At 66.8% G+C, this 21,878-nt stretch carries 21 protein-coding genes and 1 pseudogene; 12 read left to right on the plus strand and 10 right to left on the minus strand.

Annotated elements, in window-relative coordinates; translation table 11 throughout:
- Positions 1-72: 72 nt before the first annotated feature.
- Positions 73-963 carry a phosphoribosylaminoimidazolesuccinocarboxamide synthase gene (locus D3226_RS02265; protein ID WP_202380792.1) on the minus strand — a complete coding sequence of 297 codons (891 nt, stop codon included), beginning with the start codon at positions 961-963 and terminating at the stop codon, positions 73-75.
- Between the two features lie 204 nt (positions 964-1,167).
- Here D3226_RS02265 and D3226_RS02270 point away from each other — a divergent pair, with 204 nt between their 5' ends.
- Together D3226_RS02270 and D3226_RS02275 are read left to right on the plus strand one after the other, a co-directional pair.
- A complete protein-coding gene (locus D3226_RS02270) occupies positions 1,168-2,157 on the plus strand; it encodes an SRPBCC family protein (protein WP_202380793.1) in 990 nt (329 codons plus the stop codon).
- Positions 2,158-2,269: 112 nt separating this feature from the next.
- Positions 2,270-2,464: a hypothetical protein gene (locus tag D3226_RS02275; protein ID WP_202380794.1), complete on the plus strand. Its 195-nt coding sequence runs from the start codon at positions 2,270-2,272 to the stop codon at positions 2,462-2,464.
- A gap of 35 nt (positions 2,465-2,499) precedes the next feature.
- On the opposite strand, the gene purD is transcribed toward D3226_RS02275, so the two are convergent.
- Positions 2,500-3,753, minus strand: coding sequence for a phosphoribosylamine--glycine ligase (gene purD, locus D3226_RS02280; protein WP_202380795.1), 1,254 nt, complete (start codon positions 3,751-3,753; stop codon positions 2,500-2,502).
- 71 nt (positions 3,754-3,824) lie between these two features.
- On the opposite strand from purD, the gene D3226_RS02285 reads away from it, so the two are divergent.
- The 4 genes from D3226_RS02285 to tatA (D3226_RS02300) are packed head-to-tail and all read left to right on the plus strand — an operon-like array spanning position 3,825 to position 5,192.
- Positions 3,825-4,190, plus strand: a complete 366-nt coding sequence (locus D3226_RS02285) for a sterol carrier family protein (protein WP_202380796.1) — start codon at positions 3,825-3,827, stop codon at positions 4,188-4,190.
- A 35-nt stretch (positions 4,191-4,225) separates the two neighbouring features.
- A complete protein-coding gene (locus D3226_RS02290; RefSeq protein WP_202380797.1) occupies positions 4,226-4,645 on the plus strand; it encodes a hypothetical protein in 420 nt (139 codons plus the stop codon).
- Between the two features lie 31 nt (positions 4,646-4,676).
- Positions 4,677-4,883 carry a twin-arginine translocase TatA/TatE family subunit gene (gene tatA, locus D3226_RS02295; RefSeq protein ID WP_202380798.1) on the plus strand — a complete coding sequence of 69 codons (207 nt, stop codon included), beginning with the start codon at positions 4,677-4,679 and terminating at the stop codon, positions 4,881-4,883.
- Positions 4,884-4,913: 30 nt separating this feature from the next.
- On the plus strand, positions 4,914-5,192 hold the full coding sequence (gene tatA / locus D3226_RS02300; RefSeq protein WP_202380799.1) for a twin-arginine translocase TatA/TatE family subunit: 279 nt from the start codon (positions 4,914-4,916) through the stop codon (positions 5,190-5,192).
- Between the two features lie 110 nt (positions 5,193-5,302).
- On the opposite strand, the gene purF is transcribed toward tatA (D3226_RS02300), so the two are convergent.
- Positions 5,303-6,763 (minus strand): amidophosphoribosyltransferase, encoded by a 1,461-nt coding sequence (gene purF, locus D3226_RS02305; protein ID WP_202380800.1) that lies wholly within the window; start codon positions 6,761-6,763, stop codon positions 5,303-5,305.
- Between the two features lie 101 nt (positions 6,764-6,864).
- On the opposite strand from purF, the gene purM reads away from it, so the two are divergent.
- Positions 6,865-7,974 carry a phosphoribosylformylglycinamidine cyclo-ligase gene (gene purM / locus D3226_RS02310; RefSeq protein WP_202380801.1) on the plus strand — a complete coding sequence of 370 codons (1,110 nt, stop codon included), beginning with the start codon at positions 6,865-6,867 and terminating at the stop codon, positions 7,972-7,974.
- A gap of 169 nt (positions 7,975-8,143) precedes the next feature.
- On the plus strand, positions 8,144-10,207 hold the full coding sequence (locus D3226_RS02315; RefSeq protein ID WP_202380802.1) for an HNH endonuclease signature motif containing protein: 2,064 nt from the start codon (positions 8,144-8,146) through the stop codon (positions 10,205-10,207).
- A gap of 32 nt (positions 10,208-10,239) precedes the next feature.
- On the opposite strand, the pseudogene ispD reads toward D3226_RS02315, so the two are convergent.
- Both ispD and D3226_RS02330 read right to left on the minus strand, forming a co-directional pair.
- A pseudogene (ispD, locus tag D3226_RS14990) lies at positions 10,240-11,468 on the minus strand (2-C-methyl-D-erythritol 4-phosphate cytidylyltransferase).
- A 75-nt stretch (positions 11,469-11,543) separates the two neighbouring features.
- The gene (locus D3226_RS02330) at positions 11,544-12,029 is read right to left on the minus strand and encodes a CarD family transcriptional regulator (RefSeq protein WP_025134787.1); all 486 of its coding nucleotides are present in this window, start codon (positions 12,027-12,029) and stop codon (positions 11,544-11,546) included.
- Positions 12,030-12,198: 169 nt separating this feature from the next.
- Between D3226_RS02330 and D3226_RS02335 the strand changes: the two genes are divergently transcribed.
- Positions 12,199-12,738 (plus strand): DNA modification methylase, encoded by a 540-nt coding sequence (locus D3226_RS02335; protein WP_202380805.1) that lies wholly within the window; start codon positions 12,199-12,201, stop codon positions 12,736-12,738.
- Positions 12,739-12,805: 67 nt separating this feature from the next.
- Here the strand turns inward: D3226_RS02335 and D3226_RS02340 are convergent, their stop codons facing one another.
- From D3226_RS02340 to D3226_RS02350, 3 genes are all read right to left on the minus strand, one after another.
- Complete coding sequence (locus tag D3226_RS02340; RefSeq protein WP_337248873.1) at positions 12,806-14,560, minus strand: bifunctional 3'-5' exonuclease/DNA polymerase; 1,755 nt, start codon at positions 14,558-14,560, stop codon at positions 12,806-12,808.
- A 95-nt stretch (positions 14,561-14,655) separates the two neighbouring features.
- Positions 14,656-15,348, minus strand: coding sequence for a winged helix-turn-helix domain-containing protein (locus D3226_RS02345; RefSeq protein ID WP_202380806.1), 693 nt, complete (start codon positions 15,346-15,348; stop codon positions 14,656-14,658).
- On the minus strand, positions 15,348-16,595 hold the full coding sequence (locus tag D3226_RS02350) for a sensor histidine kinase (RefSeq protein ID WP_202380807.1): 1,248 nt from the start codon (positions 16,593-16,595) through the stop codon (positions 15,348-15,350). The genes D3226_RS02345 and D3226_RS02350 overlap by 1 nt, the downstream gene beginning before the upstream one ends.
- A 137-nt stretch (positions 16,596-16,732) precedes the next feature.
- Between D3226_RS02350 and phoU the strand changes: the two genes are divergently transcribed.
- From phoU to rlmB, 3 genes are all read left to right on the plus strand, one after another.
- Entirely contained in the window at positions 16,733-17,374 is a 642-nt protein-coding gene (phoU, locus tag D3226_RS02355) for a phosphate signaling complex protein PhoU (RefSeq protein ID WP_202380808.1), read from the plus strand.
- 64 nt (positions 17,375-17,438) lie between these two features.
- The gene (cysS, locus tag D3226_RS02360) at positions 17,439-18,935 is read left to right on the plus strand and encodes a cysteine--tRNA ligase (protein WP_202380809.1); all 1,497 of its coding nucleotides are present in this window, start codon (positions 17,439-17,441) and stop codon (positions 18,933-18,935) included.
- On the plus strand, positions 18,932-19,948 hold the full coding sequence (gene rlmB / locus D3226_RS02365; protein ID WP_202380810.1) for a 23S rRNA (guanosine(2251)-2'-O)-methyltransferase RlmB: 1,017 nt from the start codon (positions 18,932-18,934) through the stop codon (positions 19,946-19,948). The genes cysS and rlmB overlap by 4 nt, the downstream gene beginning before the upstream one ends.
- A gap of 79 nt (positions 19,949-20,027) precedes the next feature.
- On the opposite strand, the gene D3226_RS02370 is transcribed toward rlmB, so the two are convergent.
- Positions 20,028-21,125 carry a C45 family autoproteolytic acyltransferase/hydrolase gene (locus D3226_RS02370; RefSeq protein ID WP_202380811.1) on the minus strand — a complete coding sequence of 366 codons (1,098 nt, stop codon included), beginning with the start codon at positions 21,123-21,125 and terminating at the stop codon, positions 20,028-20,030.
- A gap of 58 nt (positions 21,126-21,183) precedes the next feature.
- Positions 21,184-21,846: an FMN-binding negative transcriptional regulator gene (locus D3226_RS02375; protein ID WP_202380812.1), complete on the minus strand. Its 663-nt coding sequence runs from the start codon at positions 21,844-21,846 to the stop codon at positions 21,184-21,186.
- Between the last annotated feature and the right edge of the window lie 32 nt (positions 21,847-21,878).

The following is a 21,878-nucleotide window of genomic DNA, read 5'->3' on the forward strand; positions in this document are numbered from 1 at the left end:
CCAGTCTACCCGGCGAGCGCGATGCTCCAGACCCGGATCCTGTGGCGCTCCAGGGAGCAGGCCGAGCGCAGGCTACGCAGTGATGCGGTCGTACAGCTCCTGATAGCGGGCGCGGGTCTGCGCCACGATCTCCTCGGGCAGCTCGGGCGGGGTGCCCGTTCGGTCCCAGTTGGCGGCGAGCCAGTTGCGCACAATCTGCTTGTCGAACGACGCGAGGCGCTCGCCCGCAGCCAGCTCGGGATCCTCGTACGTCGCCGCGTCCCAGTAGCGCGAGGAATCGCTCGTCAGCACCTCGTCGGCGAGCACCAGCTCACCCGTCTCGGGGTCGCGGCCGAACTCGAACTTCGTGTCGGCGAGCACCACGCCGCGCGCTGCCGCGAGCTCGCGGGCGCGGGTGAAGATCTCGAGGGAGGCGTCGCGCAGTTCCGTCGCGACCTCTTCGCCCACGAGCTCGACGCTGCGCTCGAAGGTGATGTTCTCGTCGTGCTCGCCAAGCGGCGCCTTGTACGCCGGCGTGTAGATCGGGGTGTCGAGCAGATCGCCGTCGGTGATCTCGGCGGGCAGTTCGATCCCGCACACGGCGCCGGTCTGCACGTACTCGGCATAGCCCGAGCCGGTCAGCGCGCCGCGCACCACGCACTCCACGGGGTACATCTCCAGGCGGCGGGTCAGCATGGCCCGGCCGGCAACCTCTGCGGGGACCTCGGGAATGCCGGGCGCTGGCGCGATGAGGTGGTTCGGGCGGTCGATCTGTTCGAACCACCAGTTCGACAGTGAGGTGAGCAGCTCGCCCTTGCCGGGAATCGGCGGCTCGAGGACGTGGTCGAACGCGCTCACGCGGTTGCTCGCAACGACGAGGAGCACGTTCTGCGGGCCGTCGGTGGGGACGTAGAGGTCGCGCACCTTCCCGGAGTAGGTGTGGGTCCAACCGGGCAGCTGCAGGGGAGAGGAAAGTTCCGTCACGCCCCCATTCTTTCACCTCGCGTCGCCGGGGCGGTTCCGCTCGAAACGCGGGGTCGGGATCGAGCGCGGCGCGCTGGCGCAGAACCGCGTATTTCCGCGACATTCGCCCCTGGTGCACGGGGATGTCGGGGGCGACGGTTAAGGTCATTTGTAGATGGGGAGCGCTGCTCTTGGATCCATCATCAAAGAACGCGGAGGAAGACCATGATCCCACTCGGGCCGGTTGTGGCGAGAAGCCGGTTGCGGGCGGCACGGACTGCCGCGTGGGCGTACCTTTCCGAGCCTGAACGGCGTGCGGAGTGGTGGCCCGAACTGCAGCTGGAGCCGAACGTGGGTGGTGCGATCTCCGAGCGCTGGTCGGAGGATACCGGCGAGACCTCGGTGAGCCGCGATGCGAGCGGAACGGTGGATGTGTGGGTCGAGGGCCACGCGCTGGGTTTCCGCTGGCGCGAGGCTGGCGACGAGCGCGAGACGGCGGTGCTGGTCACGCTTCGCACCCAGGGTGAAGAGACCGGCATCACGGTCACCGAGACGGGCTTCGATGCACTGCCCGAGGCCGCTGCCCGGGCCGCGGCTTCGCAGGATGGCTGGCAGGTGCTGCTCCGCGACCTCACGACGGCGCTTGAGGCTGCTGTTGCCGAGGGTCGCGTCGAGTCACCCGCTCCGGCCATCGCGGCACCCATCGCTGCTGAGGAGGAGCCCGCTGCAGAGCACCCTGCGCTGGAAGAGACTGCGGCCGATGGCGCAGACGAGGCGCCCGTCGAGGCCGAGGGCGCGACCGAAGCGGAGAATCTGGCCGAGGCGGAGAGCCCGGCCGAGGACGACAGCAGCACCGCTGGCGATGAGACTGACGCAGAGGCAGAGGCAGAGGCAGAGGCCGAGGCCGAGGGCGACGTCGACACCGAGAGCGATGACGACACCGAGCTCGAGGATCTGGACGATACGATCCGGGTCGAGCCGCTCACCCCGGAGGCCGCCGCGAAGATCGAGGCTGAACTGATCGAGGCCGCCGAGAATGAGGCCGCCCAGAATGAGGCAGCCCAGAGTGCAGCCGCCCAGACCGACGCCGGGCAGGAAAGCGCTCCTGACGAGAGCGAGCCCACCGACGTCGGGGAAGAGCCCACGACCGCTGAACTCGACTTCGATGCGCTGATTCGAGGCGACCTGCCTGATGGGCCGGCGCGCGAGCACTGACTCGGGACAACTCTCGCGTCCTGCGACCCACCCTCGACGCTCGGGGGCGTTCGCTGCTGCGCTCATCACTGCGGCCGTAGGTCTGGGCACCGTGCTTGTCTTTGTGCGCGGAATGCTTGACTGGTCAGACAGCCAACCCTACGAGGGCGCCCGCACGGAAACACGGTACCTTGTGCTCATGGCCGTCGCGCTCGCCATGTGTGTCGCCGCCGCGCTCGCCGCGTGGCGTATTTCGCGGCGTGTCCATCGCGCCGCCAACATTGGGCTGACTGATGCAGAAACGGGGCCGCAGGGCCAGCTTCGCTGATCCCGCGACCCCGTTTGGATCGTCCGCGGTGCCGTTTAGGCCACGCGTGCGGCGATATCGGTGCGGTGCTGCCCGCCCTCGAGCTCAATAAGGCCGACGGCCTCGTACGCGCGCTCGCGCGCCGCGCCAAAGGTCTCACCGCGCGCAACGACGCCGAGCACGCGACCGCCGGTCGCCACCCAGCCGCCGTCGGCATCGCGGGCCGTTGCGGCGTGCACGAGGTGCACACCGGGCACCGCTGCGGCAGCATCGAGACCGCCGATGGGGCGGCCCGTCACCACGTCGCCCGGGTATCCCTCGCTCGCCACCACTACGATGACCGCGGGCTCATCTGAGAACTGCGGCTCGGGCTGCTCGGCCAGCTTCCCCGTCGCCGCGGCGAGCAGGTACTGGCTGAGCGGCGACTCGAGGCGCGCGAGCACCACCTGAGTCTCCGGATCACCGAAGCGCGCGTTGAACTCGATGACGCGAACACCCTTCTCCGTGACGATCAGCCCGCAGTAGAGCAGCCCAACAAAGGGCGTGCCCTCAGCTTCAAGCTGGCGAACGGTGGGCAGGGCAACCGTTCGGGTGATCTCGGCGACGAAGTCGTCGGCCACCCACGGCAGCGGCGAGTACGCGCCCATGCCGCCCGTGTTCGGGCCAGCGTCGCCGTCGAAGATGCGCTTGTAGTCCTGCGCCGGGCTGAGGGGCAGCACGTCGTGCCCGTCAGCGAAGAAGAAGAGCGACACCTCCTGGCCGTCGAGGAACTCCTCGACGAGCACATCGCCGTGGGGAGCCCAGGTCTCGACGTGCGCGAGGGCCGCGTCGCGATCCTCGGTGACCAGCACGCCCTTGCCTGCGGCGAGGCCGTCGGCCTTCACCACATAAGGGGCGCCGAACTCGTCGAGTACGTTCCCGGCCTCGGCCACCGAGCCGACGCGAGCGGCGCGTCCGGTGGGAACCTCTGCGGCATCCATCACGCGCTTCGCGAATGCCTTCGAGCCCTCAAGCTGCGCGGCATCCTGATCCGGCCCGAACACGGGCACGCCCGCAGCGCGCAGCGGATTCGCGACGCCCGCGACGAGCGGCGCCTCGGGCCCGATTACCACGAGGTCGAAGCCGCGCTCGGCAACGAACGCGGCAACAGCTGCCGGGTCGGTGTACGCGAGCTCGGGGGTCTCCACGCCGCTCGCAGCGATCCCGGCGTTGCCGGGGGCGCAGACGACCTCGTGGTCGGTGTTCTCCGCGAGGAGCGCAAGAACGATGGCGTGTTCACGGGCACCCGGCCCCAAGACGAGGATCTTCACGCCGATAAGCCTAGCGTCCCCGCGCGTGCTCGCCGCCGCCGGACGGGTGCGAGCGCGCTAGGCTGATTCGCATGGCAAAGCGCAGGATCTCGGACGTGGACGGCCGGGCGGCTCTCGCCGCGGTGAGCGGCCCTGACACGCCACGAACCGTGCAAGCCACCGCGGTGCGGTACTTGCTTGAGGAGCTTGCGGAGCGCGCTCCAGGGAACTCCGTTGAGGTGCGCGTGCCGCCCTTTGGTGCGGTGCAGTGCGTTGAAGGCCCGCGCCACACACGGGGCACGCCGCCCAATGTGATCGAGACTGACCCAGACACCTGGTTGGCACTCGCGACCGGTGAGCTGCTCTGGGACGACGCGCTCGCTGCCGCTCGGGTCTCCGTTTCGGGCACCCGAGCGAATCTCACGGGGCTGCTGCCGCTCGTACGCCGAGCCGGTTGATTCGATCCCCAGTCCAAGCCTGAGAGAATAGACACATGAGTACTCCCGAGGCCGCGGCCCCGCAGCCGCAGCAGGATCCCGCGCAGCCCGTTTCGCCCGAGCCGCTCACGCCCGAGGCGACCGAGCCCGAGGTCGTCGATGCCGAGGTCGAGCCCGAGGCCGTCGAGCCCGTGGTGACTGAGGCGTCGCGCGAGGTCACTCTGCAGCGCTCCGTGCGGTACGGGCGGGTGCTCGTGGGTACCGCGGCGCTCGGCGCGATCATCGCCATGTTGCTCGTGCTCGTCTTCCCCGTCGCGGAGAAGGCCGACTACACGCTGGGGCAGGCGGTGGGCTTCATGGCTGTCATCGGGGCGGCGATCGGACTCGGCATCGGAGCACTGCTCTCGCTCGTGCTGGGCGTCATTGCGCGACGATCTCGCGGCAGCGGGGTCGCTATTCAGTCCGACGTGCGATAATCGCGTCACTACGAACGATCGGAGCATTCACATGCTGGGCAACCTCAGTGGCTGGCACATGCTGGTCATCCTCTTCGTCATCCTGCTGTTGTTTGGTGCGCCGAAGCTTCCCGGGCTCGCGAAGAGCCTCGGCCAGTCGATGCGCATCCTGAAGAAGGAAGTACGCAACGACGACGCTGGCACGGGCGAGGCGAGTGACGACGCGGCGAAGACGCCGCGCAGCACCGACGCCTCCTAACCGACCGCAGCGAAAAGGAATAGGGATTCTATGATCGGCAACATGGGCGGCCCCACGCTCATCATCATCCTCTTCATCATCCTGCTCCTCTTCGGTGCGCCGAAGCTGCCGGGGCTCGCGAAGAGCCTCGGCCAGTCGATGCGCATCCTGAAGAAGGAAGTGCGCAACGATGGCGCGGAAGAGGGCGGAAAGCCGGCCACGGATTCCGATGCTCCTGCCGCCGACGTTCCTGCCGCAGACGTTCCTGCCGCCGACGCGAAGCCCACGGGCGACACGACCCCCGGCGAGGAACCGAAACCCGGCAGCTAGACTCGGCCAGCGCGTCGACGACGCGCCACATACGCCGCGGGCGCTGATCCCAATCTGATGGGGATCAGCGCCCGCGGCGTTTTTCGTGAGTGACGAGCTCTCTTCGGTGGCTAGCTCTCCTGCGTGGCTTCCACCCAGGCGAGGTACTCGGCGTCGATGTTGCCGGTGACGTACTCACCGGTGAAGCAGCTCTGCTCGAGCTCCGTGACCGCGGACTGGCCGGCGAGGATCGCTCGGTTCATGCCCTCGACCGTTTGGTACACGAGCGCGTCGCTGCCCATCGCAGCGTTGATCTGCGCGTTCGTGCGATCGTGCGCGATGAGCTCGGTGCGGGTGGGCATGTTGATGCCGTAGACGTGCGGGAAGAGCACAGGGGGTGCGGCGGAGGCGAAGGTCACGCTGCGCGCACCGGCGGCCCGCGCCATCTCCACGATCTCCTTCGAGGTCGTGCCGCGCACGATGGAATCGTCAACGAGCAGGACGTTCTTGCCCGCGAACTCGACGCTCATGGCGTTGAGCTTCTGGCGGACGCTGCGCTTGCGCACCGCCTGCCCCGGCATGATGAAGGTGCGGCCGACGTAGTGGTTCTTGAAGAAGCCCTCGCGGTAGGGGATGTTGAGCTGCTGCGCCATCTGCATCGCGCTCGGGCGGCCGGAGTCGGGAATCGGCATGACGACGTCGATATCGCCCGTGGGGATCTCGCGGGCCACCTGCTCGGCGAGCGTCTCGCCGAGGCGCAGGCGCGCGTCGTACACGGAGATGCCGCTCAGCACCGAGTCGGGGCGTGCGAGGTAGATGTACTCGAACGCGCAGGGCACGAGGCGCGGGTTGCGCGCGCACTGCCGCGAGGTCATTGCCCCATCGGGGGTGATCAGGATCGCCTCGCCGGGGGCGACATCGCGCACAATTTCGTAGCCGCCGGACTCGAGCACGAGCGACTCAGAGGCGACGACCCACTCGTCACGGCCCGTCGCGCCAGTGCGCTTGCCGAGCACGAGCGGGCGGATCCCGAACGGATCGCGGAACGCAAGCAGGCCGTAGCCGGCGATCAGAGCGATCGTTGCGTACGAGCCCTCCACGCGCTCGTGCACGCGGGAGACTGCGTCAAAAATCTGGTCTTCGTCGAGCGAGAGCCCCGCAATGCCAGACTGCAGTTCGTTGGCGAGCACGTTGAGCAGCAGCTCGGTGTCGGAGTGCGTGTTGAGGTGGCGGCGATCCACGTTGTATAGCTCGGCCGTGAGCTCACGAGTGTTGGTGAGGTTGCCGTTGTGCACGAGGATGATGCCGTAGGGGGCGCCCACGTAGAACGGCTGCGCCTCCTCCTCGCGGGCAGCGTTGCCGCGAGTGGCGTAGCGCACGTGGCCGAGGCCGACCGTGCCGGCGAGCTGGCGCATGTCGCGGGTGCGGTACGCCTCGCGCACCTGCCCCTTCGCCTTCACCATGTGGAAGAAGTCGCCCTCAAGCGTGGCGATTCCAGTCGAGTCCTGGCCGCGGTGCTGCAGCAGGGTCAGGCTGTCGTAAATCTGCTGGTTAACGGGTTCGGACGAGACAATACCGACGATGCCGCACATGCGTTGTGGTGCTCCCTGAAAACTGGGTGGTGCGCCGGATGGACGCCCGACTAGTCTCCCACAACCTGGGCGGCCCTGCAGGCACGGTAGACTCTCGTGCTGTGAGCGAAAACGCGTCGATCTATGCCCAGTCCGGAGTGGATACCGCGGCGGGTGACCTTGCCGTCGAACTGATGAAGTCTGCGGTGACCCGCACGCACGGCCCCGAGGTGCTCGGTGGCGTTGGCGGCTTCGCCGGAATGTTCGACGCGACCGCGTTGACCGGCTACAAGCGGCCGCTGCTCGCCTCGTCCACGGATGGCGTTGGCACCAAGGTCGCGATCGCGCAGGCGATGGACAAGCACGACACCATCGGCCAGGACCTCGTGGCAATGGTCGTCGACGACATCGTTGTGGTGGGTGCAAAGCCCCTGTTCATGACCGACTACATCGCGTGCGGCAAGCTGGTGCCCGAGCGCATTGCGGACATCGTGCGTGGCATTGCTGAGGCCTGCTCGGCGACGGGAACGGCGCTCGTCGGCGGCGAGACCGCTGAGCACCCCGGGCTGCTCGGACCCGACGACTACGACGTGGCCGGTGCCGCAACGGGCGTGGTCGAGGCCGACAAGATGCTGCAGCCCTCGCGAGTGCAGGATGGCGACGTCGTGCTCGCGATGGCGGCATCGGGCCTGCACTCGAACGGCTTCTCGCTCGTGCGTCACATCCTTGCTGAGCGTGGGATCGGGTACCACGACCACAGCGACGACCTGGGCGCGAGCTACGGGGAGGCGCTCCTTACGCCGACCGCGCTATACACGGGCCCGCTGCTGCGCGTGCTCGAGGATCCCGCGCTCGATGGTGCGATCCACATGCTGAGCCATGTCACGGGCGGCGGCATTGCTGCCAACCTCGCGCGCGTGCTGCCCCAGGGCACCTGGGTCGAGGTGGATCGCGGCACGTGGTCCCCGCTGCCCGTCTTCCGCCACCTTGCTGAGCTGGGCGGGCACTCGCTCGAGTCGCTCGAGGGCGCCTGGAACTTGGGTGTGGGCATGTTCGCGGTTGTCGCCGCGGATCAGGCGCCGCAGGTTGCTGCCGCGCTCACGGCCGAGGGGCTGGAGACTTGGGTGGCCGGCACGGTGTCGAGCACTGCTCGCGATTTCACCGGTTTTGAGCAGGGCGCAAAGGGTGTCGACGGCGGCGCTGTGCGCCTCGTCGGCGGCTACGCGGCCTAACCACTGCGGCCCCCTTGGTGGGCCGCTGCTCGGCTGGATTCACTCTCTACTTGAGGGTGAGGGGACTTTCCAGAGTGGGATCAGGGCTTCCTCACGGTGTCCTGTTTTGCCGCGTGTTTCCGCGGTTTTCTGGGCTCTGAATGTCAGTGGTCCCTGCTTGAATGAGCACATGACCACCACCCGAGGCTCTCCCCCTGCTGGCTCGCCGCTCGCGCCGCGCCGGGCTTCCCGGGTGCGTTTCCAGAAGACCCCCAGCCCGTCCGCTCCAAACCCCGCCGCCGCCCCGGAGTTCGACCCCACCGAGCTCATCACCAAAGCGTTCGCGTCCGCCGCCCCGGGTGTCATCCCACCCGTGTTCTCCGTTCGGGTGGTGGATGACGTGGTCGGCATGCTGGAACAGTTTGACCGCTTCCAGAGCATTCTCACCGCCGCACGCCTGAACGTTCTTTCCTTCGCGATGGAGACCGCGGTGCACCGTGCCCCTTCCGGCAGTGGCGACATCCCGTACCGTTCCCTGCGTGCCGAAATCGCTACCGCCCTCCACCAGAGCGAACACATCGTGGAGCGCGATCTGAACCTTGCGAGTGCGCTCACGATGCGTTTCCCTGCGACTCTGCCGCGTATGCTCACCGGGCAGGTTTCTCCCGAGCATGTGCGGGCACTTGTGGAATCCGCGGACGCGCTGGGGCTTGGGCAGGACTCGGAGTCGGTGCGTGTGCGGGGTAGGTACGAGGCGGAGGTGTTGCGGCGTGCTGAGTCCCAGACTCCGCAGCGTTTGCGGCCGATCGCGCGGAAGCTTGCGCGTGAGCTCGCGAGAACGTTGCCGAAGCCGGCCCCGTTCCCGGGCGTTGACTCCACGGGCGGTGGCCCGGCAGGTGCTGACCAGTCCTCCCCGGATCCGTCCAGCACCGACCCGAGTGCCTCTGACCCGGTGAGCACCGACCCGAACGACACAGCTCCAACAAGCACCGATCCCAGCGACACCGAACCAAACACCGGCGCTCCTGCACCCTCCCCGGAGTGTGAGCGGCGGGTGTGGGTGCGTGATCACGAGAACGGCATGGCGGAGCTTGTGGCGTTCATGCCGACTCCTGTGGCGTATGCCATTCATGATCGCTTGACGCGGCTCGCGAAGTCCGCGGAGGTCACCGAGCACCAACTCGCCCGCACCCTCACTGGTCGCGATGGTCTTTCCGCGGGTGCAGGCATCGGCACGCGCACGCGCACGAGCACGGGCACGGGCGCGGGTGAAGAGTCACCCGCGCACCCCACGCGCAAGCCACGGGGTGTGAGAGCACAGAGTGTCGCAGAACGACGGCGCATGCTCCGGGAACTCCGTCCGGGCATGAAAGGTGGGCGTCCCGGGGTGCGAGAGATCCGGGCCGGGATCCCCAAGCGCAGTCGCGCTCAGACTCGCACGGATGTGTTCCGGGACTTGCTCCTTGCTGGGGATCCGATGCGGCTGGTTGCGGGGTCTCCGGAGGAGGCGGTGCGGGCGCACATCCAGGTCGTGGTGACCACCACAGCAGCCCCGGCAAGCGCCAATGCGGGCCCTGTCCCGGGCGCACGCCCTGCGGGTCCGACCGGCACTACCCCCACTGCTTCGGCGCCGCCGGAGTTCACGGATGCCGAACTCATCGGGTCCGGACCCATCGACCCTGAACAGATTCGTGGCTACGCAGGTCACGCGGACTTCTGGGAGAAAGTCACCGTGTCGGGTGAGAGTGGGGATGTACTGAGTGTGGATCGGTATCGCCCCAGTGCACAGATGCGCCGTTTCCTCGGGGCCCGCGACCTGCACTGCAGGTTCCCCGGTTGCCGGGTCCCGGTGAACCGATGCGATATCGACCACACGATCCCCGCAGCAGATGGCGGCACGACATCCACAGACAACCTTGCACATCTCTGCCGAGGCCACCACACCATGAAGCACAACTCTGACTGGGACCACCGGTTGTTGCCGGACGGGACGATGCGCTGGCGATCCCCAACCGGACGCGTGTACGACGATGAACCACCAAGCCGGGTGAGGTTCCTGAAACACGAGAACACCGGAACACCACCACCGGGGCCATCAGCGACGAGGTCATCGCCGCCGCCCACAGCACCGGTATCAGCGCCGAGCTCATTCGCACCGAAGGCTGCAGCACCGACACCGTCGGTCCGCACAGCACGACCGCTTGTTCCTCCACGGCCCGTCGTTGACGACGATCCCGACGATCACCCGTTCTGATGGAGAGGTTGCAGCGCAGCTCAGAGAAGAGTTCAGTGCCGTTCGATGAGCGCGGTTGCAATCGCGGCGAGTCCCTCGCCGCGACCGGTGAAACCCAAATGATCGGTCGTCGTCGCAGCGAGAGACACTGGTGCGCCGACGAGCTCACTCATCACCAGCTGAGCCTCCTCGCGGCGAGCGGAGAAGCGCGGACGGTTGCCCACGATCTGTACGCTCACGTTCACCGGGGCAAACCCTGCGGCCGCGAGCCGCTCAAGAGCCAAGCGCACGAAGCCCGTACTTGCGGCGCCCTCCGTGCCGGGCTCGTCGACACCCACCAACTCTCCGATGTCTCCAAGCCCCGCAGCGGACAGCAGAGCGTCCACGACCGCGTGGCACACCGCATCGCCGTCACTGTGGCCACTGAGACCTGGCTCGCCCGGCCAGTCCAGGCCAGCGAGGCGCAGCGGTGCCGACTCGTCGTAGGCATGGACGTCAAAGCCAGAGCCCACCCGCATCACGCGTCCTCCTCCAGGCCCACAGCGTTCGCGGCAAGGAAGTGCTCGAGAATGGGCATGTCTTCGGGGGTGGTCAGCTTGTGGGCACGAAGCTCTCCCGGCACCGTGCGCACCCGGCCGCCCGACCGCTGCACGACCTCAGCATCATCCGTGGGGAGCATGTCACCGGGGCCCTCCGAACGTGCGGAGTGCGCCGCAGCCAAAAGCTCTCGAGGGAACCCCTGAGGCGTCTGCACGGCAACCAGCGGGGTGCGGTCAACGGTCTCGTGCACCACCCCGTCAGCGTCGACTCGCTTGAGGGTGTCGGTCACGGGGAGCGCGGGCACCACCGAATCACCCGTGCGCACCACCTCGGCTGCAACGCGCTCGAACAACTCGGCGCTTGCGAAGGGGCGTGCAGCATCGTGCACCAACACGGTCTCGACGCTTGCGGGGAGCGCCTCAAGGCCGAAGCGCACTGACTCGTGACGCTCACGGCCACCCGCCACAACGGACACGGTCCAGTCGGAATCCCGGGGCAGGATCGCATCCACGAGTTCCAGCGCTTGAGCCGCACGCGCCTCAGGGATGACGAGCACCAGATGACCCGCGTGGGGGAGGGACGTCACCACGCTGATGCCGAACTCGATCAGCGTGCGTCCACGAAGCTCGACGAAGGCCTTCGGTACCTCCGCGCCCAGGCGGCGGCCTGACCCAGCACCGACCAAGATGACGCCAAGTGCGGGAAGCGGATGTGTCGCAGATTCAGAGTGGTGGGCGCTCATAGCCCCAGCGTACCCGCGGGGAAAACAAAACGCCCCGCATCACGTGCGGGGCGTTTTGGTACGGCGTGCCGAGGCTTAGGAAGCGAGCACCTCATCGAGGACGGCGCCAGCCTTCTCCTCATCGGTCTTCTCAGCGAGTGCGAGCTCCGAGACGAGGATCTGCCGCGCCTTCGCGAGCATGCGCTTCTCACCAGCCGAGAGCGAGCGAACTTCCTGGTCGCGGCGCCACAGGTCGCGGACGACCTCGGATACCTTGATCACGTCGCCGGAGGCGAGCTTCTCAAGGTTGGCCTTGTACCGGCGAGACCAGTTCGTGGGCTCCTCGGTGAACGGGGCGCGAAGCACCTCGAACACGCGCTCGAGGCCTTCCTTGTCAATCACGTCGCGAACACCGACGAGATCGCAGTTCTCAGCGGGAACCTCGATGGTGAGATCGCCCTGGTTTACCTGCAGCTTCAGGAAAAGCTTTTCCTCGCCACCCAGCTTGCGCTTCTTCACCTCGATGATCTTGGCTGCGCCGTGGTGGGGGTAGACGACGGTCTCTCCGACCTCAAATTGCATCGAGTGGCTCCTTTACAGTCCAACCACTAGGATACCACACCCCTTCTCGGCGGAGTTAGGCTTACCTAAGCTGCACGCTCTGCGTGGGGGTGGGTATGATGAGAGATGACTGTGTGCGCCGTCTACGTGGAGCACACTCACAGATAGACCCACGGCTCGGAGGACCACCTTGAAGATTCGGATTGCCTCGTCCATCGCGATCGCGGCGGCCCTCGCCCTCGGCGCCACCGGATGCAGCCTGATCGCACCGCAGGGAACGCTCAAGCCCTACGCCCCGAGCGATGGCGTTGACGTCAACGTCGAGGGCGTCGATGTGCGCAACATCATGCTGATCGCTGACGAGAGCGGCGAGAACTTCAACGTCGTATTCGGTGCGGTCAACCTCACCGGTGCGGAGCAGGACCTCGCGGTGACCTTCATGAACGAGGGATCGCAGCAGGCGCGCGCCGAGTTCACGGTACCGACCGGCAACACGCTCTTCGGCAACCCCGAGGGTGACGAGGCTCCCGTGCTCGTGACGATCCCCGGGCTTACCCCCGGCCAGACGATCGATGCATACTTCCAGCAGGCCGGCTCGGCCGAGGTTGAGCATAAGATCCCCGTGCTTGACGGCACGCTCGCGGAGTACCGCAACTACGTACTCCCGGCGGATTTCGCGCAGGACGAGAACGCTGCGGATGAGGCACAGGCCGAGGCTGCAAGCAAGTAGTTCACGGCTGCAGTGCACAACGCCCCTGAGGAATGATCCTCGGGGGCGTTGTTGCGTGAGCCGGACGCTACTTCGCGCTGGCGCGCGTCACGATGGCGAGGTCGAGCGGAAAGTCGATGGGCGCACCGGGGAAGAGGAGCCGCGCGGCATCCTCTGCTGCGGCACGGACTGCCTCAGCCGCCTGTTCCGCCTGCTCTTCCGGGGCGTGCACGATCACCTCGTCATGCAGGAAAAACACGAGGTGCGCGCGTCGTGCGAAGAGCGGGCCGGACGAGCCCGCGGCCGGGGCCTCCGACACCTGGGGAAGCTCAGCGAGCCGGCCGCGGAGGCTCGCGAGCCACGCGAGGGCCCATTCAGCGGCGGTTCCCTGCACAACAAAGTTGCGGGTGAAGCGGCCAAACTCGCGAGCGGATCGGCGTGCTCGGGCCTCGTCCGCGGAGGTTGCGCCGGGCAGGCTGGCGCGAGACTGGGTATCGAACCACTCTGGATCCGGCCGCGGGGACGTGCGTCCGAGCAGCGTACTGACCTGTCCGCCGCGTTCTCCCGTCGCCGCGGCGTTGCCGACAAGCGCCATCGCCGCGGGGTAGCTGCGGCGAAGACGCGGGGCGAGCCGACCGGACTCGCCGGTCGTGGCACCGTACATCGCGCCGAGCATGGCGAACTTTGCCTCTTCGCGGGTCGCCACCGCGCCTGAACTCACCACACCCGCGTAGAGGTCAGTGCCCCGGGCCGCGGCAGCAAGCGCGTGATCCCCCGCTGTTGCTGCGAGAACGCGAGGCTCGAGTTGCGAGACGTCCGCGGTGATGAGCCGCCAATTGGGATCGGCGCGCAGCGCAGGCCGAAGCTGACGGGGGATCTGCAGCGCCCCGCCTCCGCTTGAGGCCCAGCGCCCGGTGGGCACGCCGCCAGGAACGTATACCGGCCGGTAGCGGCCATCACGGACCCACTCGTCGAGCCACGCCCACCCGTTCGCCGAGAGGAGACGCGAGAGTTTCTTGTACCGCAGGAGTGGCGGAATCGCGGGGTGTTCGTGTTCAGCGAGCTCCCACTGAGAGGTGGACGCGACATCGATGCCGGCACGGCGGAGCGACTGTACGAGCTTGGGCGGGGAATCGAGGCTCGCGGTCGGGTCATCGAGCGCGGCTCGCACCTCCGTCGCGAGCTCGAGCATGCGGGCGGGCTTCACATGCAGCGGTGGGCGCGGGCCGAGCTCAGCCTCGAGAATGCGCTCGTGCTCCGCAATGTCCCAGGGGAGACCGGCCGAACTCATCTCGGCCGCGATGAGTGCCCCTGCAGACTCTGCCGCGAGCAGCATGCCCAGTGCACCATCCCGCGCGATCGCCACGTGTTGGCGGAGGAACTCGGCGTGCGATTCCGCTGCGTCGTATGGCACGGACTCGGCGGAACGCGGCGCTGCCGCAAGCTCGAAGAGCGTGGGCATCGGAGCCTCGGCGGGCGGGGCCTCCGGGGGAGTGAAGGGCACATCCCAGGCGGCGGCGCTGCGCAACGGGGCCGGATCCTGGACGCGCACGGAACGCGCAAGGATCGTGTGGCAGAGCCGAAGATCGTGGCACCGGGCAACCCGCACCCCGGCCGCGAGAAGCTTGGGGTACCAGTGCGCCGTGTCGCTCCACACCCACCGGGTAGTTCCCGCTGCTTCCTGCTCGGCGACGAAACCGGGCAGATCAGCCATGCTCAGCTGCGCGGGGGTTCCCGCGGGCTCGGCAGTACGCGAGAGGGGGATCGCGAGTACACGCTGCTCCGTCGCCTCGCCGAGCACCCACAGGCTGGGTGGGGCCGAATGCGCGGGATCCTCAGTCACGGCCTCAGCGTAGCGCGCCCCTCAGACAGACGACGTTTCCCGTGAAACGCCGGCGAGCGAGGTGAGGTGTGAGCGCGAGTGCACGTCGCCGCGGACTACCCGAAGCGGTAGCCGACGCCGCGCACGGTGGAGATGAGCTTTGGCTTTGAGGCTTCCTCTTCGATGCGCGCGCGAATGCGCTTCACGTGGACGTCGAGGGTCTTCGTGTCGCCGTAGTAGTTGCTGCCCCACACGCGATCGATGAGCTGCCCGCGAGTGAGCACGCGGCCGGAGTGGCGCATGAGCATTTCGAGCAGTTCGAACTCGCGCAGCGGCATGGCAATCTCCTCACCGCGCACGGTGACGGAGTGGCGCTCGGAGTCGAGGCGGATTCCGTGCTCGTCGAGTACGAACGCGTCGAAGGTCTCTCGCTCTTCCTCAACGGCGCCCGAGCGGCGAAGCGCCGCACGCACGCGCGCCAGCAACTCGCGAGTCGAGTACGGCTTGGTGATGTAGTCGTCGGCGCCGAGCTCGAGCCCCACGACAATGTCGATCTCGCTGTCCTTTGCGGTCAGCATGATGATCGGCACCTGCGAGGAGAGGCGGATCGCGCGGCAGACCTCGGTGCCCGGCAGGCTTGGCAGCATCAGGTCGAGCAGCACGAGATCGGGCTGCGCAGAGCCGAACTCGGTGAGCGCGGCGGCGCCGTCGTCGACGACCGTCACACGGTAGCCTTCACGCTCGAGCAGGAAGGCGAGCGGGCGGGAGATCGATTCCTCGTCCTCGACGAGCAGGATGTGCTGGGCCACTAGCGGGTTCCCTTCTGGGGAGCTGACTTCTGGGGGGCTGAGACTGCTGGGGATGCGCTGACGCTGTGCGCTGCGGCGCGTGCCGCTCGCTTCGCCTTCTTCATGCGCTTCGCGCCCTTCTCGGGGGCCGCGGAGTCGTGTACGGGGAAGGTCAGTGTAAAGCTTGATCCAACGCCCGGCTGCGACCAGACGTCGACGTCGCCGCCGTGCGCGCGCATGGTGTGTCGGGCGATGCTCAGGCCGAGCCCCGTGCCACCATCTCCGCGCGTGCGGGCGCCATCGACGCGGTAGAAGCGCTCGAAGATTCGCGGCAGGTGTTCAGGGGCGATTCCCTCGCCCTGATCAGTGACGGTCACCGTGAAGCTGTTCTTGTCTGAGCGCATCCCGATGCCCACGCGGCCACCCTCGGGGGAGTGGCGGATGGCGTTCGACAGCAGGTTCGCCACCGCGGATGCGAGCGAAGTGGGCCGCCCCATGATCGACGCATCTGCGGCGGATGACTCGTCGGTGACCACGAGCTCAACGCCGTGCTGCCCCGCGAATGAACGGTGCGAGTCAACCTCACCCCGCACGAGGTCCCGCAGTGAGACCGGCTCGCGATCCTCGGGGCGCAGCGCAGACTGCGCCTCGGAGAGCTGGATGATGTCGCGCGACAGCTCACCGAGACGGCGCGACTCCTTGACCAGGCTCTTCGAGAAGTCGCGCACCAGCTCGGGGGCATCGGCCGCCTGCTGTGTTGCCTCGGCGAGCAGGCCGATTGCCGCGATCGGGGTCTTCAGCTCGTGGCTCACGTTCGCAATAAAGTCGCGGCGCATCGCGTTCACGCGCTGTTCTTCTCCTTGGTCCTCCGCGAGGATCAAGACGAAGCGGCGTTGGAAGCGAACAATGTGAATACGAACGGTGTCGGCCGGGTTGCTCGGATCTGGCTCGTGCGTGTCCGGGATCCCGCTCGACATCACCTGGCGCACCCGGCTCAAGAAATCGGGATCGGCGAGCTCCGCATCGCCAATATGGCGTTCCTCGCGTGCTGTGGGATTCGCGTACACGGGGGCGAGCGATGAGTCGAGAATCACCGCAAACGTGTCAATCTCGTCGAGAATGGAGGTCGCCACCTCGGGGAGTTCGGGCCGCATAGCCGCGGCTCGCTTTACTCCTGCTCGGCGGGCCCCCACGATTGCTACCGTGGTACCAGCGCCGACCAGCACACCAAGTGCGGTGGAGGCGAGCACGAGCAAAGCCGGGTCCATGACTCTCATCGTAGGGGTGAGGGTTCACCGAACAGGCAGAGTTCAACTGTTGTTCACCTCCCCGTGCGGCCCGGTTCACTGTGGCCGCTCACACTGGGGAGGGTGCCCGGAGGCGCGAAATCTAGAGAGGAAACCGCATGCGTGAGGTGTTTCAGCAGGAGCTGCGCGAGGTTCAGGAGCGACTTGTCAAGATCGCAGAGCTCGTTGAAGACGCGATCGAGAACGCGACGAGCGCGTTTGGCAACTCGGACGTCGCAGTCGCTGAGCAGGTAATCGACAGCGTCGAAGAGATCGAAGAGCTCGCGGCGGAGCTGGACCAGCTCGCCATCGACATTCTGGCACGGCAGCAGCCCGTCGCCTCCGATCTGCGTCTCGTCGTCGGCGCGCTGCGCATGAGTGCGTCGCTTGAGCGGATGGCTGACCTGGCGCAGCACATCGCCCAGCTGGCGCGCTACCGCTACCCGGAGAGCGCCGTGCCCAAGGGGCTCACGAAGACGTTTGTGCGCATGGCCGCACTCGATGTCGAAATGGCGTCGAAGCTTGTTGAGTTGCTCCGCACACAGGACCCACGCGTCATTGACGAGGTGCGCGATCTCGACGACGATCTCGACGAGCTGCACGCGAAGGTGTTCGAGAAGGTGCTGAGTGACAAGCTCGCGAACAACCCGACCGGTGTGGTGGACGCGACGCTTGCAAGCCGCTACCACGAGCGCTTCGGCGATCACGCGGTGAGCGTCGCGAAGCAGATGCAGTTCTTCCTCAGCGGCTCGCTCGACTGAGTCTCTCTTCCGCGGCCCGCTCCTCTCAGTCAGGGGAGCGGGCCGCGGACGTTAGGATTAAGGGGTGAAGCAACGCATCTATGACTCCCGTGCCCAGGCGGTCGTCGACTTCGAACCCCGTGAACCGGGACGGGTTGGCCTCTACGTCTGTGGTCCGACGGTGCAGTCCTCGCCCCACATCGGGCATCTGCGCAGCGCTCTCGTGTACGACCAGATGCGCCGCTGGTTCGCCGCGACCGGACACGACGTCACGCTGATTCGCAACGTCACCGACATTGACGACAAGGTGCTCGACAACGCTCGGATCGGCCAGGAGGCCGGCGGGAGCGAGGCGTGGTTCGCGCTTGCGTACCGGATCGAGCGCGAGTTCACCGCGGCGTACGATGCGCTGGGCGTGCAGGCGCCCACCTACGAGCCTCGGGCCACGGCGAACATCGCCGAGATGGTTGCCCTGATCGAGCGCTTGATTGAGCGCGGCCACGCGTACCCGGCGGCCGACGGCTCGGCGAGCGTGTACTTCGACACCGCGAGCTGGCCCGACTACGGCGCGCTCACGCGGCAACGCCGGGACCAGATGGAAGATGCCGCCGATTCTGAGCCGATGGGCAAGCGGGATCCCCGAGACTTCGCCCTGTGGAAGGCCACGAAGGAATCGGAACCCGAGTCAGCGTCCTGGCCGTCCCCCTGGGGTCGCGGTCGTCCCGGCTGGCACATCGAGTGCTCGGCCATGGCACAGCGCTACCTCGGCGAGGAATTCGACATCCACGGTGGCGGCCTCGACCTCCGCTTCCCGCATCACGAAAACGAGCTCGCGCAGTCGACCGCCGCGGGCCATGCCTTTGCGCGCTTCTGGGTGCACAACGGGCTCGTGAACACGGGCGGGCAGAAGATGTCGAAGTCGCTCGGCAACTCGCTGTTTGCGGTGAATTTGCTTGCGCAGGAGCGGCCCATAGTGCTCCGCTACTACCTTGGGTCAGCGCACTATCGATCCACGCTCGACTTCTCGGACCGTGCATTGAGTGAGGCAGCGACATCATTTGGCCGTATCGAGAGCTACCTGGCACGAGCGAAAAGTTACATCAAGTCGATTGCTCTACAGCAATCCAACTCAATTACGCGAGCTTTCAGTCTCCCTGGCCAGGATCCAATCGATGTGATGTGGCCAGAGAGTTTCGAAGCCGCGATGTATGATGATTTCGCCGTTCCGAAAGCGCTCGCAGTTCTTCACTCAACGATTCGCGACGGCAAGAACGCAATCGATGCAGATGATCTCTTGCTCGCGGCCCAACAGTACGCAACAGTGTTAAGGATGCTGGACGTGTTGGGGATCAATCCCGATAGCGAACCATGGAGCTCTTTCTCAAAGGACGCTCAAGGCAGCCTTAGACCGAATCGCACTATGGGCGCGCTCGACACCCTCGTGGCCGCGTTCATCGCGCAGCGCGCAGACGCTCGCGCCGCACGCGATTTCGCCGCGAGCGACGCCATCCGCGACACCCTGCAGAACGCGGGGATCGCACTTGAAGACACCCCAACTGGAACCCGCTGGAGCCTGACATGAGTAACAAGAAGAGCCGCACCGGCGCCGTCCGGAAGAAGGGGCTCGGCAAGGCCGTTGGCTCCGGGGGCCAGGGCCGCCAGGCCCTTGAGGGGCGCGGCCCCACGCCGAAGGCGGAAGACCGCGAGTACCACACGGCGTACAAGGAGAAGAAGGCGCGCGAGCGCTACGCCGCAGCGAAGGAGCGCCACGCTGCCCGCACGGGGCAGTCGACCGACCGCGGTCGTGGCTCCGGCGGCCCTCGCAAGAAGGACGAGTCCGAGCTCGTCACCGGCCGCAATGCGGTGCTCGAGGCGCTGCGCGCGAAGATCCCCGCGTCGACGCTGTACATTGCGGCGCGCGTTGAGATGGACGATCGCATGCGCGAGATCCTGCGTCTCGCGACCAACCGGAACGTTCCCGTGCTCGAGGTGATGCGCCCCGAGATGGACCGCATGACGGAGCGCGACACCGTGCATCAGGGCGTCGTACTGAAGGTGCCGCCCATGTCGTACGCGCACCCGATGGAGATGCTCGACGAGATCATCGACCGCGACGAGACCCCCCTCATCGTGGCGCTTGACGGCGTTACTGACCCGCGCAACCTCGGCGCGATCATTCGTTCCGTTGGTGCGTTCGGTGGCCAGGGCGTCATCGTGCCCCAGCGTCGCTCGGCCGGACTGAACTCGGCCGCGTGGAAGACCTCTGCCGGGGCCGCAGCCCGGATCCCGGTCGCGATGGCTTCGAACCTGACGCAGACGCTCAAGGAGTTCAAGAAGCAGGGCGTCTTCGTTGTCGGTCTCGACGGCGACGGCGACGTGATGCTGCCCGGGCTTGAGCTTGCAGATCGCCCGATGGTGATCGTCATCGGCTCCGAGGGCAAGGGGCTCTCCCGCCTCGTGACCGAGACGTGCGATGCAATTGTCTCGATCCCGATCCACGCGGTCACCGAGTCGCTGAACGCCGGTATCGCGGCGAGCGTCGCGCTGTACGAGGTGTCGCGCCTCCGCGGCGTGACCGAGTCGCCCGAGGCGTAACTCGGACGAACTGTGAATGGGGCGGGGTCTCACACCGAGGTGTGAGACCCCGCCCCATTTATGTTTGTGAGCGGTCTGACTAGAACAACTCTGCTCCATGCTCTGCGAGGTATGCCGGATTGCCTGCCGCATAGCTCAGTCGGCCAGCAGCGAGCTCGAGCGAGATCGTGAGCAGTGTGGTCCACTGCTCGTGGGGCGGATCTGCCGGATTCGGGGTGAAACACACGGGGGCGAGGGCGCCTTCTGGACCCGCAAACTGCGCGGCGCGTTCACGCACTGGAAGGTGCGCGAGCATCGGGACGCGGCTACGGAGGTGGTCATAGCGCGCATAGGTGGTGGACGGGTCACGGGTTGCCTCACCACCCACGAGCACGGGGTCCAGGTAGTGGTTGGTATGGAGGAGCCAGCCATCGTGGTCGGGCAACACTGTTGCCACGCCCGCAGGTGAAAGTTCGAGGCTCGCCGCGCGCTGGCCCGACGCCGAGTTCACCGCCACAGTGATGACGGTAGAAGCGCTCACGCGGGCGGAGCGGGCGATAGTCTCGGCCTCCTCTAGACTGCGGGCTTCCTCGAGAATGCGTCGGGCGACCGCGTGCACCGGCACGCCACCCGTTGGACGATCGCTCGCATGATGCAGGATGTTGAAGTGCACGCCAAGCCCCGCGTCGTTGACTCCGATCTTGCCGAGAACACCGAGTTCGGTGAAGAGCCGCACTCGGGTGACGAGATGGTGGGTGGAAGCGTCGTCGTCGCCTGGCACGAACTCGATGACGAGCCCAGTCGGGCAGAGGTCCGCATGCCAGTCCCAAGTCTGCATGGTTTCGGGCTCGGAACCCTCAGGCGCGTACACCATCGTTGAGCACTCGCCCTCTGAGTCCGGACCGATGGCTGCGAGTACCTCGGTCCGGGCGTTGAGCGCGGCGAGCCGCCAGGTTTCGACACCCGCGCCTGCGGCGGTGGCGACGAGCTCGGTCGCGAGCCGCGGACACCAGTCCTGCAGGGCAGCGAGTGAGTTTTGGGCGATCTCACGCACGGTGGCTTCTGGAAGTCCACGGAGCGTGAAGAACGCGTGGTAGCGATCTGCCGCGTCCCTGATCTGGGCAGCGAACGTCGAACCTATCTCGAGGCCCCGCGCTTGAGCGCCGCGCACTGAACTGACGTGGGTGAGGATATCCATGGGACTACTTTCGTGGGGCCGCAGGGCGGCAGTGTTGATGGTGGGTCGGTGACTTCGGCTAGTCCTCAGAGCGCTTGCGGGAGTGTGGGCACGTGCCAACCTGCCCCATCAAGTCGGCAACATCGGGGTGCTGATGCTGTCCCGCGGAGAGGTCTTGGCGGACACGCTCGTGCACATCGGGTTCCATGTCTTGGCTGAGTTTGAACATCGAGTTCTCGGTCTCGATATCGATCGCGAATGCGACGACGCCGCCGATGATCTTGCGGAACACATGCTGAGAGGGCTCCATCGGCCAGGGCTGAGACCGACGTGCTTCGAATACCTCGACGGTGCGTTCGACAACTGCGAGCGCTTCTGGTTCGGAGAACAGCGTGACTCGGCCGGTCAGGTGCACGGTCGCGTAGTCGAGAGTCGGCACTGCGGGCGTGAATTCGTAGCTTGAGGGCGACACATAGGCGTGTGAGGTGCTGAAGATGAGGAGCATCTCAGGGTGCTCTGCGAAGTACTGCCAGTGTGGATTCGCTCGACCAATGTGGCCCCAGAGACGAACGCCGACGAGCGAGTCGCCGGCTACGACGCCTGGTGGAAAGACGACCGGGGTATGCGTTGCGATGGGGGCGGCGCCCGGAAGTGAGGTCGCCAGAATGGCGAAGGGGTGGTCGCGTACGAAAGCGACGGCGTCGGCTGGCGTTGGCGCTGGGTAACTGGGGAAGGAATGCATGGCTGTAGCTTTCGACGGAAGGGGTCGGGAAA

It is taken from the genome of Leucobacter chromiireducens subsp. chromiireducens (assembly GCF_016758255.1).
In the GTDB taxonomy this organism is placed as follows: domain Bacteria; phylum Actinomycetota; class Actinomycetes; order Actinomycetales; family Microbacteriaceae; genus Leucobacter; species Leucobacter chromiireducens.

Excerpts from the sequence above, each read along its gene's own strand:
- D3226_RS02290 (WP_202380797.1), top strand. The coding sequence starts at position 4,226 with ATGAGTACTCCCGAGGCCGCGGCCCCGCAGCCGCAGCAGGATCCCGCG.
- D3226_RS02330 (WP_025134787.1), bottom strand. The coding sequence starts at position 12,029 with ATGCAATTTGAGGTCGGAGAGACCGTCGTCTACCCCCACCACGGCGCA.
- D3226_RS02350 (WP_202380807.1), bottom strand. The coding sequence starts at position 16,595 with ATGGACCCGGCTTTGCTCGTGCTCGCCTCCACCGCACTTGGTGTGCTG.
- rlmB (WP_202380810.1), top strand. The coding sequence starts at position 18,932 with ATGAGTAACAAGAAGAGCCGCACCGGCGCCGTCCGGAAGAAGGGGCTC.
- phoU (WP_202380808.1), top strand. The coding sequence starts at position 16,733 with ATGCGTGAGGTGTTTCAGCAGGAGCTGCGCGAGGTTCAGGAGCGACTT.
- tatA (WP_202380799.1), top strand. The coding sequence starts at position 4,914 with ATGATCGGCAACATGGGCGGCCCCACGCTCATCATCATCCTCTTCATC.
- purF (WP_202380800.1), bottom strand. The coding sequence starts at position 6,763 with ATGTGCGGCATCGTCGGTATTGTCTCGTCCGAACCCGTTAACCAGCAG.
- D3226_RS02315 (WP_202380802.1), top strand. The coding sequence starts at position 8,144 with ATGACCACCACCCGAGGCTCTCCCCCTGCTGGCTCGCCGCTCGCGCCG.
- tatA (WP_202380798.1), top strand. The coding sequence starts at position 4,677 with ATGCTGGGCAACCTCAGTGGCTGGCACATGCTGGTCATCCTCTTCGTC.
- D3226_RS02275 (WP_202380794.1), top strand. The coding sequence starts at position 2,270 with ATGCTTGACTGGTCAGACAGCCAACCCTACGAGGGCGCCCGCACGGAA.
- D3226_RS02375 (WP_202380812.1), bottom strand. The coding sequence starts at position 21,846 with ATGCATTCCTTCCCCAGTTACCCAGCGCCAACGCCAGCCGACGCCGTC.
- D3226_RS02370 (WP_202380811.1), bottom strand. The coding sequence starts at position 21,125 with ATGGATATCCTCACCCACGTCAGTTCAGTGCGCGGCGCTCAAGCGCGG.
- D3226_RS02285 (WP_202380796.1), top strand. The coding sequence starts at position 3,825 with ATGGCAAAGCGCAGGATCTCGGACGTGGACGGCCGGGCGGCTCTCGCC.
- D3226_RS02270 (WP_202380793.1), top strand. The coding sequence starts at position 1,168 with ATGATCCCACTCGGGCCGGTTGTGGCGAGAAGCCGGTTGCGGGCGGCA.